The sequence below is a fragment of the Williamsia sp. genome (assembly GCF_016462415.1).
Lineage (GTDB): Bacteria > Actinomycetota > Actinomycetes > Mycobacteriales > Mycobacteriaceae > Williamsia_A.
The window spans coordinates 1-8963 of record NZ_JAEMTF010000143.1 but is presented as its reverse complement, the minus strand read 5'-3'; the positions used below and the strand labels follow the sequence as shown (position 1 = coordinate 8963).

8 protein-coding genes are annotated in these 8963 nt (G+C 68.0%); 1 reads left to right on the top strand and 7 read right to left on the bottom strand.

The features are described from left to right. On the bottom strand, window positions 1-698 hold a 698-nt coding region (locus tag JHC79_RS21660; protein WP_296394780.1), incomplete at its 3' end, for a phytanoyl-CoA dioxygenase family protein. 105 nt (window positions 699-803) lie between these two features. Between JHC79_RS21660 and JHC79_RS21655 the strand changes: the two genes are divergently transcribed. Beyond that, entirely contained in the window at window positions 804-2183 is a 1380-nt protein-coding gene (locus JHC79_RS21655; protein ID WP_296394779.1) for a PQQ-binding-like beta-propeller repeat protein, read from the top strand. Between the two features lie 3 nt (window positions 2184-2186). On the opposite strand, the gene JHC79_RS21650 is transcribed toward JHC79_RS21655, so the two are convergent. The 6 genes from JHC79_RS21650 to JHC79_RS21625 all read right to left on the bottom strand — a co-directional run bounded on the left by JHC79_RS21650 (window position 2187) and on the right by JHC79_RS21625 (window position 8859). Then, a complete protein-coding gene (locus JHC79_RS21650) occupies window positions 2187-3161 on the bottom strand; it encodes a DMT family transporter (RefSeq protein ID WP_296394778.1) in 975 nt (324 codons plus the stop codon). Window positions 3162-3281: 120 nt separating this feature from the next. Continuing rightward, the gene (locus JHC79_RS21645; RefSeq protein ID WP_296394777.1) at window positions 3282-3653 is read right to left on the bottom strand and encodes a DUF427 domain-containing protein; all 372 of its coding nucleotides are present in this window, start codon (window positions 3651-3653) and stop codon (window positions 3282-3284) included. Between the two features lie 18 nt (window positions 3654-3671). Further along, entirely contained in the window at window positions 3672-4115 is a 444-nt protein-coding gene (locus JHC79_RS21640) for a nuclear transport factor 2 family protein (protein WP_296394776.1), read from the bottom strand. Then, window positions 4105-5901 carry an amidohydrolase family protein gene (locus JHC79_RS21635; RefSeq protein WP_296394775.1) on the bottom strand — a complete coding sequence of 599 codons (1797 nt, stop codon included), beginning with the start codon at window positions 5899-5901 and terminating at the stop codon, window positions 4105-4107. Before JHC79_RS21635 ends, JHC79_RS21640 begins: the two co-directional genes overlap by 11 nt. A gap of 111 nt (window positions 5902-6012) precedes the next feature. Then, window positions 6013-7125: an NDMA-dependent alcohol dehydrogenase gene (locus tag JHC79_RS21630; RefSeq protein ID WP_296394774.1), complete on the bottom strand. Its 1113-nt coding sequence runs from the start codon at window positions 7123-7125 to the stop codon at window positions 6013-6015. A gap of 99 nt (window positions 7126-7224) precedes the next feature. Next, window positions 7225-8859, bottom strand: coding sequence for a helix-turn-helix domain-containing protein (locus JHC79_RS21625; protein WP_296394772.1), 1635 nt, complete (start codon window positions 8857-8859; stop codon window positions 7225-7227). Window positions 8860-8963 lie beyond the last annotated feature (104 nt).

Genomic DNA, 8963 nt, shown 5'->3' with positions numbered 1-8963 from the left:
ATCAGACCTGGTTGCGACAGAAATCGTGGCTGCGTCCCGCGATGGGACTGGGCGGCGTGGACGAGAAACGGATGGCACAGGAACACGTCACCCGCCTCGCCGGTCGCGACTGCTTCTGCGCGGTCGGGGGAGTCGAGGGCGCCGGCGGAGTCCATCACGCCGCACAGTTCGAACATGTCGACCCCGCCGTCGCCGTAGGGCGCCAGGAACCGCGGGACATCCTGGTGTGAGCCGACTTTGAGACGCGTCGGCGCGTCGTCCGCGCCGACGTCGGAGAGCAGGAACAGCATCAGCAACCCGCGGTCCCGTGACGACACGTTGACGAAGTAGCGACTCGCGTCCGGGGGTAGATAGCTCGCGTCGATGTGCCATCCGGTGTCGTTCGACTCGGCGCCGGCGGGGAAGCGGATCGCGACATTCCCGAGCTCGACCCGTCGCTGCCAGCGGCCCGGGCCGACGAGCTGGTCGTACGCCTCGGTGAGTGCGGTCGCCTGTGCGGCTCTCGTGAAGGCCGGGGTGATCGGGCTGTCCATCCGTCGCACCGGCTCGGTCCAGGTGCTCGGATCGGTCGGGTCCTCGGAGACGAGATCCCACAGTTGCCTGCGGCACTCGTCGATCGTCGGGCGGTCCGCCGCGCCCCGGACGGCCACGAATCCATCGCGGACGAATGTCTCGATCTCAGTGCTGGTGAGGGTCATCGCGACCAGTGTCGGACGAGGGTCTGTTGCCCGGCAACCGATTTTCATCCCCCTGGTTTGCTACTTGCGCGAACTTTCGAGTGGATGGGCGATAGGTTCACCCCCGTGCCGTCCCTATCTGTGAACAGCAAACGCGGGCTCGTGATCGTTCTCGTCGCGATGACGGCGATCGCCTCGGCTGCGATCACGTGGAAGGTCGGTCACGACTACGACCGGCGCCGCGAGGCCGACCGGATGCGCTCGCTCGGCTTCGGCGTCCGTCCGACGCCGCTCTGGACACTCGACGTCAAACGTCTGACCGATCAGCCCGGTGAGGTCCTCAGGACCATTCCTTCCCTCGACAATGGCAACGGCTACGGAACTCTCGTGGACTCGTCGACTCATCTGATCGCTGCCCTCGGTCAGCCGCGCACGTACGGCGGAGCCGACATCACGAGTGATGTGACACTGGTCGGCCTCGACCGAACTCAGGGCTCGACCGTGTGGAAACGCCCTCTGGGGCCCGTCAGGCAATGTTCGGAAGGGCCCGTCACCGACGCGATCGCGTGCTGGTCTGACAGGCGCGTGATCATCGTCGACACCGCCACCGGTCGCGTACGAAGTGAGACCACCCCGGGTTTCGACGTCTCGGGGGTGTCGATCATCGACGGCACCACGTTCATCAACGGTAGCCGCGGACAAGGGCCCTCGACGACGGTGGTGATTCAGGCAGGGACCGCCGACAAACCGATGTCGTCGTTCACGAGGTTGGTCCCGAACGCGGGTACCAGTGCGTCGGTGACCGAGCTGGTTCCTTCACGGAATCTGTTCATCGTCGGTGGGCTCGGGGACCCGTATTCCATGTCGACGGTCTATGCGCTGGACACCGGAACGAGACGATTCGCCGTCAACGGCTCCCTGCGCCCGATAGGCGTCGACCTGTTTCGCGCCGAGAGTCTGGACCGGTACACCGAGCAGCTCATGGACGACAACGGGACCACCCTCCAGAACCAACGCCTGAGCCTTGCGGGCGGCAGTTTCCAACCACAGGTTCTGGCCACACCGTTCGCCCCGGTGGTGATGGGGGACGGTGTCTTCGACCCGACCAGCGGTGCGCTCCTCTGGCGTGACCCGGTGCTCGACTGGGGTAGGCCGGTCGGGGGTGTCACGCCGGCCATCGTCGGGGATGTCCTGGTCGCCGGATCGCTGGACGGAAATCTGATCGGCATAGACACCCGCACCGGTCGACGGGTCTGGACCACGCCGTGGCGCAACTCCTTCACCGCTCGGATCGGTATCACCGACGGCCGCTACCTCGTGTTCGGCGACCTGTCCGGAATGCACTCCCTCGACACCGTCACCGGCCGGATCGTCTGGTCCGTGGAATCGCCGGGCACCGATGTCGATCGGTACACCTATGTGTCGGGTGCGCGCGGTGACATCGTCCGGTCCGCGAAGGACTCGATCTCGGTGTGGCGTGCACGCACGGGCCCGGATCCGGCCTGAGTGTCACGTGCCGGCGGTCGTGGTCGCGAGGTGGCCTCGCGGGTGGGTGCGGGCCTCGCGGACGCCCATCGCGGTGACCGTCACGGCGACGATCCCGAGACCCGTCCACTGCGACCAGGCCAGGCTCGTGCCCAGCACGAGCACTCCGACGACGGCGGCGGTGGCCGGGAAGGCGAGTTCGCCCAGCGTTGCCCGGGACGCCGGGGTCGACTGCAGGGCGCGGTAGTACAGCGTCAGGGCGAGCAACCCCGGGATGAGGGCGAGCAGGACGAGACCGACCGCGTCGCCCCACGTCGGCAGTACGGGCGCGCCGGTCACCCCGACGACGCCGAATGCACCGACCGTGCCGAACCCCAGCCGCAGGGTGGTGAGGTGGCGGGGTGTCAGTGACGGCGACACCAGCCGCCCGAGGACGGTGCCGACCGCCCACAGAGCGGCGGCGCCGAGCGCGAGCAGTGCCGGCTCGAGTTCGGACACACTCAGGTGTAGCGGGTCGGCGAAGGCGAGGAGCCAGGCGCCGACGAGGGCGGGGATCACATACAGCGCGAAGCGGGGACGCAGGCGTTCGCCGAGGAGCAACACCGCCAGGGCGATGGCGAGGACGGGCTGCAATTTCTGCAAGACGAGCGGGGTGATGAAGTCACCACTGCTCCCGGCGATCGTGAACGCCCGCGTGAACAGCGCGGTCGCCACAGCCGACGACCCGACGCCGATGACCACCACCGCGGCCTTGTCCCGCAGACCGAGTCGGCCGAAGGCGCGGATCGCCGACGGCAGGAAGGGAGCGAGCACGACCATCGGGATGAGGTGCTCCCACAGCACGATCGTGCCCGCGGCGAGGTCGGACGCCAGGGGCTTGCGCAGCAGACCGTCGAGACCCCACAGCGCCGCTGACACGGCGATCAACCAGGTCGCGTCCCGCCGGCCGGCAGGACTCGATGACCGGTCGGTGCCGGTGACGATGACCGTCTGACTCATGGAGGTTCCCCCGAGGGCTGGGTCGACGGGCGCTGAGGGCCACACCCCGGTGACGAGGCGCGACAGTGGTCGCAACGCCGCAGCGTTGTCGAACCTTCCCGCCGTCGACGTCGCCGAGTGTCAGTCGGCGACGGTGATCTCGACGCGATCGGGGTAGAAGGCGACGTGGTCCTTGATGTCGGCGACTGCGTCATAGGGCTCGGTGTAGACCCACACGGTGTCGGACTGCGTGGTCCCGCGGACGTCGAGGTCGTAGTACGACGCGTCACCCTTGTACGGGCAGTAGGTCGTGGTGTCCGACGACTGCAGCGATGCCGGGTCGACGTCGCCGATCGGGATGTACTGGACCGCGGGGTACGACGACTCCTGCAGGGTCAGCGCCGCGTCGGTCTCGGCGACCGTGACGCCGCCGACGGACACCGTCACGCGGTGTCCGGTGGGGGTCACGGTGATGGGGTGGTCAGGTCCCGGTGTGAGCTGTGTACGCGACATCACCCGACCATAGGCTTCTCAGACGTGGTCGGTGGCGTCGAAGACCCAGGAGACGTCCGCGCCGGCGAAATCGTCCATCCACGACGAGGGAGCGCTGCCGAGGATGGCGTTGAAGTCCCAGTAGTCCTTCCACAGCGTCACCTTCCCGTCGACGACCCGGTGCACCGACACGAACGGCAGCTCGGCGGTCTCCCCGGTGGTCCACGCCCACGACTCGGAGTGCTCGAACATCACGTCGGAGCCGTTGCTCACCAGCAGCCCCGGGTGGTTCTCGTATTTCGCCAACGCCTCGAGTCCGACCTTCAGGCGCTTGACGATGTCGTCGGGTCCCCGGGCGGCCAGGGTGGGTCCGACAGGCATGTCGACGTAGATGCAGTCGTCGGAGAGGAACGTCTTCACACCGTCCCAATCCCGTTGCGACAGCGCGTTCCACAGGCCAAGGACCGCGTCGTCAACCGACATTGCTCACCGCTCTCGTCGAGGTGGATGCGGCCGGCGCCGCGTCGGCGCGCAGGAAGCGACCGGTGCGCCGGTGGCCGAGGACATCGGTCGGCTCACCGTCGAGGAACACCGGTTCACCGCCCACGAACACGGCCTCGACGGTCGGATCGTTCCGGTTGACCATCCGCGACAGGTCGCCGTACTGCGCGACGACCTCCTCGTGATAACCGTCCAACGACTCGTCGAGCCGCTCCGGGTCGAGGATGAACAGATCGGCTCGGTCACCGACCCGCAGATGACCCGCGTCGATCCGGTACCAGTCGGCGAGCTCTCCGCTGAGTCGGTGTACCGCCTGCTCCATCGACAGAAACGGCGTACCCGCGAGCTCGGCGTCGCGCACGTGGCGCAGCAGTCGGAGCCCGAAGTTGTAGAACGCCATGTTGCGCAGATGCGCCCCGGCGTCGGAGAACCCCATCTGGATGCCCGGTTCGGCGGCCATCTTCTTGAGCAGTTCGGGGCGGTGGTTGGAGATCGTCGTGCGCCACCGCAGCGCCTTCCCGTGTTCGAGGGCGAGGTCGAGGAACGCGTCGACGGGATGGACGCCGCCGCGATCGACACCGACCTGTCCGAACGACCTGCCGATCACCGCGGGGTCGGGGCACGCGACGATCTCGGCGTCGAAGAAGTCGCGATGCCACACCCGGGTGCCGAACCTGCTCTCGTAGTCCTTGCGGAATCGGCGGCGATAGCCCTCGTCGCGCAGCAGCTCGTTGCGCGCCATCTCGTCGCTCAGATGCAACGCGGCCGCACCCGAACCGAACTCCTCGAAGATGACCAGATCGATGCCGTCGGCGTAGACCTCGAACGGCACCGGCAGGTGTTGCCAGCGGAAGTTGCCGCCCAGCCGGTTGATCAGTCGGGCGAGCGGACCGATGATCCGGATCGCCTGCGGGTTGGCCTTGATGTCGGCGGCAGACAGCAGGCTCGTCTTGAGCGGGCGTCGGCCGATGCCCAACGACTGCACCAGCTGCGAGGCCACGTTCAACGGGTTCTTGAGATCAGGTCCCGACTGCAGGACGCGATCGCGCCTGCGCAGCAACGACTTCAGTCGACGCAGTTCCCGAGGCCTCGCGTAGGTCGACGGCAGGGTGCGCGACCGGCAGACCTCGCCGTCGAGCTTGTCGAACAGCAGCTGCTGCGACGACATCCCGATGAAGCCGGCGTCGAGCGCCTCGTTGAGCCAGCGTTCCATCTGGGTCTGCTCGTGGGCGTTGGGCCGCTGATCCTTCCGGGTCGCCCGGTCGAGGCCCATGGTCGCGGCACGCATGTCCGAGTGGCCGATGAATGCCGCGACGTTCGGGCCGAGCGGTCGGGCCTCGAGCGCGGCGATGTAGTCCTCGCAGTTCGACCAGGTCTTGTGCCGGTCGATCGCGTCGATGACGTGCTCGCGGGGGATGGCCTCGACGCGGCCGAACAGATCGCCGGCGTCGGTGCCGTCGACATGGATCGTCGACAGCGAACACGACCCCACCATGATCGTGGTGACCCCGTGGCGCAGCGACTCCGACAGCGACGGCCCGGCGAGTATCTCGACGTCGTAGTGGGTGTGGATGTCGACCATCCCGGGCAGTACCCACTTGCCCGCTGCCTCGATGACGCGTTCGCAGCCGGAGTCGTCGAGAGGGGTGTCGCTCACCGCCGCGATCCGGCCGGCGCGGATGCCGATGTCCCGTATCGCCGAGGGGCCGCCGGTCCCGTCGAACCACCGGCCGTTGCGAATGATCGTGTCGTAGGTCACACCAGTCATGGAACCGCTCATCCGCACGTGTGTCAAGAATGCTGTCTGGACAGGTGTCTATAACGGGGATGCCCCGGACCGCCCAGGGTGGCGGTCCGGGGCATCTCCCCGCGGCTCGCGTCAGTTGTCGTGGAGGATGACGCCGCGGATGTTCTTGCCGTCGCGGAGGTCCTGATATCCCTCGTTGACCTGCTCGAGCGTGTAGGTGGTCGTCACCAGCTCGTCGAGCTTGAGCTGACCGGCGTCGTACAGGCGGAGCAGCCGGACGATGTCGTACTGCGGATTGGCCGACCCGAAGAGGCTGCCCTTGATGGTCTTCTCGTTCAGCGTGATGTCGATGCCCGGCCAGTGGATGGTGAAGGCCTCGGGGCTCGAGAGACCGGTCAGGATGACCGTGCCGCCCTTGCCGACGGCCCCGATCGCCGACGACACGACCGCCTCGTCGACGGTGCCGACGGTCACGATGGCGCAATCGGCCCCCTGTCCCCAGGTGAGCTCGGTGATCTTCTCCTGCGCCTCGGCGGCGTCGGCGAAGCCGTGGGTGGCGCCGAACTTCAGCGCGGCGTCGCGCTTCATCGCCACCGGGTCGACGACGACGACGTACTTCGCGCCCGCGTGGATGGCGCCCTGCACCGAGTTGATGCCGATGCCGCCGATCCCGTAGATGACGACGGTGTCGCCGGCGCGCACGTTGCCCGCGTAGACCGCCGAGCCCCAGCCGGTGGGGACGCCGCAGCCCACGAGGACCGCCTTGTCCAGTGGCAGCCATTCGTCGACCTTGACCACCGAGTACTGCGAGATGACCGCCCGCTCGGAGAAGGTGCCGAGCATGCACATGCCGCCGAAATCGTTGCCGCCGCCGTGGAATCGGTAGGTCCCGTCGGGCATGCAGCCGTCGAGGATCGTCGCGCCGACGTCGCACAGCGACTGCCGACCGGTCGAGCAATAGCGACACGTGCCGCAGTTGGGGATGAAGCTGCAGACGACATGGTCGCCCGGCTTCACCTTGGTGACACCGACACCGACCTCCTCGATGATGCCTGCGCCCTCGTGGCCGCCGACCATCGGGAAACGCGGCGGCAGGTCGCCGTCGGTGAGGTGGAGATCGGAATGGCACAGACCCGACGCGACGTACTTGATCAGCACCTCGCCCGGGCCGGGCGCGTCGAGGTCGAGCTCCATGATCTCGAACGGCTTGTGCACGTCCATCAGAACTGCTGCCTTGGTCTTCATCGGTGACGTCCTCCGTTGTCGGTGTGGCCACACATGGCCGTGCCTCAACTGTGATCGCGATCACTGACCCGGGGTGTTCAGATTCTGGACGTTCTCGCCTCAGCCGGGGATGTGGAGTTCCCGCATGCGCTTGTAGAGCGTGGTCCGACTGATGCCGAGGTGATCGGCCGTCGCCCGCTTGTTGCCGCCGTGGCGGCGCAGTTCGTTGGTGATCGCCTCGTGCAGCGCGGTGTCGATGGGGTTGCGGGTGCAGTCCGACGGTCTCGTCCGTCGTGGTCGGAGGAGGTCGGTGTCGGTGATCGCTCCCGCGGAACGGCGAGCGACGAGATCGTCGATCTCCTGGGCGAGCTCAGCGAGATTGCCGGGCCAGTCGTGGTTCGCCAGCGCGGTGATCGCGGCCGGGGTGAAGTGCAGATCGAGCCCGTGGCGCCCCAGCATCGAGCGTGCGATGGAGGGGATCTCGTGGCGACGCAACCGCAGCGGGACCAGCTCGGTGCAGTCGGCGCAGACCGACACGAGTCGCCTCTGCTCGTGTCCGACATCGACGACGGGATTCGACGAGAGTCCGACCCGCGCCGACGCGGATCCGATCGTCTCGCGCAGCGCGCACGCCAACAGGTCGGGGAGCAGATGCACGTTCTCCACGAGGACGACCGCGTCATCGCCCCGCAACCGCTCCGACACCCGGGCCATCCATGCGTGGGCGTCGTCGACGGCGAGGTCGGCGGCGTCGAACCGGTCGGTGTCGGGGGTGCGGGCCCAGTCGGACAGTGCCGTGGACCGCCCGGAGCCGGGCTCGCCGATGACCGCCGTCGTCCGCGCGGCCGGTGGCCGGCCCGCGGCGTCGATGACCGTCGGGGCGTCGACCGGATCGATCTCAAGCACTACTCCCGCCCCGGACCGCGGACGCTCCCAGCGGATACGCACCGCGCGGCCGGCGCGCAGCGTCATCGACCCGATGGTGCCGCTGCGGCGTGTCGAGCCCTCGATCTGTGCGCGCAACGCACCGTGGTCGTCGGAGCCGACGAGGGCTGCGGCGCTGGTGTTCTCGAGCAGGATCTCGTCGGCCATCGCGATGACCGGCGCGCCACGGCGCGTGGCGTTGCTGCGTTGGAACGCCGCGAACAGCAACTGCTCACTCCAGCGGGTCTCCTCGAGCAGCCGGCTCTGGATGTCGGTGGCCGACTGCGCCAGCAGGGGCTGCAGCAGCGGGTTGTCCTCGTCGACGAGGCAGGTGATGTCCAGGACACCCTCGATGCGCCGGGTCACCGGATGGATCAAGGGATGGCCGTGACAACTGAACCCCTTCATCGCCTCGATGTAGTGCTCGTCGCCACGCACGGAGACGGGGACCCGCAGTTCGTGCACCGTCGCGATCGAGTTGGTCCCGGAGGTCTCCTCACGAAACGGCCGGCCCAGGACGGTGCCGGTCGCGGTGACCGCGTCGCGCACCTGATGCGAGCCGAATCGGAGGTCCACGAGCCGGGCGTCGCGGTCGGAGAGCAGGACGCAGTAGCGGGTCCGGGCGAGCATCGATTCCATGCGGTCGAGGACGGGCTCGGCGGCGGCGAGCAGGCGGCTGCGTCGGTCGACGTCGGACACGGAGAACCGCTCGAGCGAGTCCGACGGACGCAGTCCGCTGCTCCGGGACCGCTCCCAGGATCGGGCGATCTCGTCGCGAAGCGCGGGTGGGTCACCGGGGCTCGGTGTCGCGACAACTGTGTCGTGGGCCACACCCAGGTTCTACACCTCATTCGGACATCCGCGCTGTCCCATACCTCCGCGCCCAACTCACGAATCCGCGCCGGGCACGACGCGGGTTCGTGAGTTCGACGCGG

Excerpts from the sequence above, each read along its gene's own strand:
- JHC79_RS21630 (WP_296394774.1), bottom strand. The coding sequence starts at position 7,125 with ATGAAGACCAAGGCAGCAGTTCTGATGGACGTGCACAAGCCGTTCGAG.
- JHC79_RS21645 (WP_296394777.1), bottom strand. The coding sequence starts at position 3,653 with ATGTCGCGTACACAGCTCACACCGGGACCTGACCACCCCATCACCGTG.
- JHC79_RS21640 (WP_296394776.1), bottom strand. The coding sequence starts at position 4,115 with ATGTCGGTTGACGACGCGGTCCTTGGCCTGTGGAACGCGCTGTCGCAA.
- JHC79_RS21650 (WP_296394778.1), bottom strand. The coding sequence starts at position 3,161 with ATGAGTCAGACGGTCATCGTCACCGGCACCGACCGGTCATCGAGTCCT.
- JHC79_RS21635 (WP_296394775.1), bottom strand. The coding sequence starts at position 5,901 with ATGACTGGTGTGACCTACGACACGATCATTCGCAACGGCCGGTGGTTC.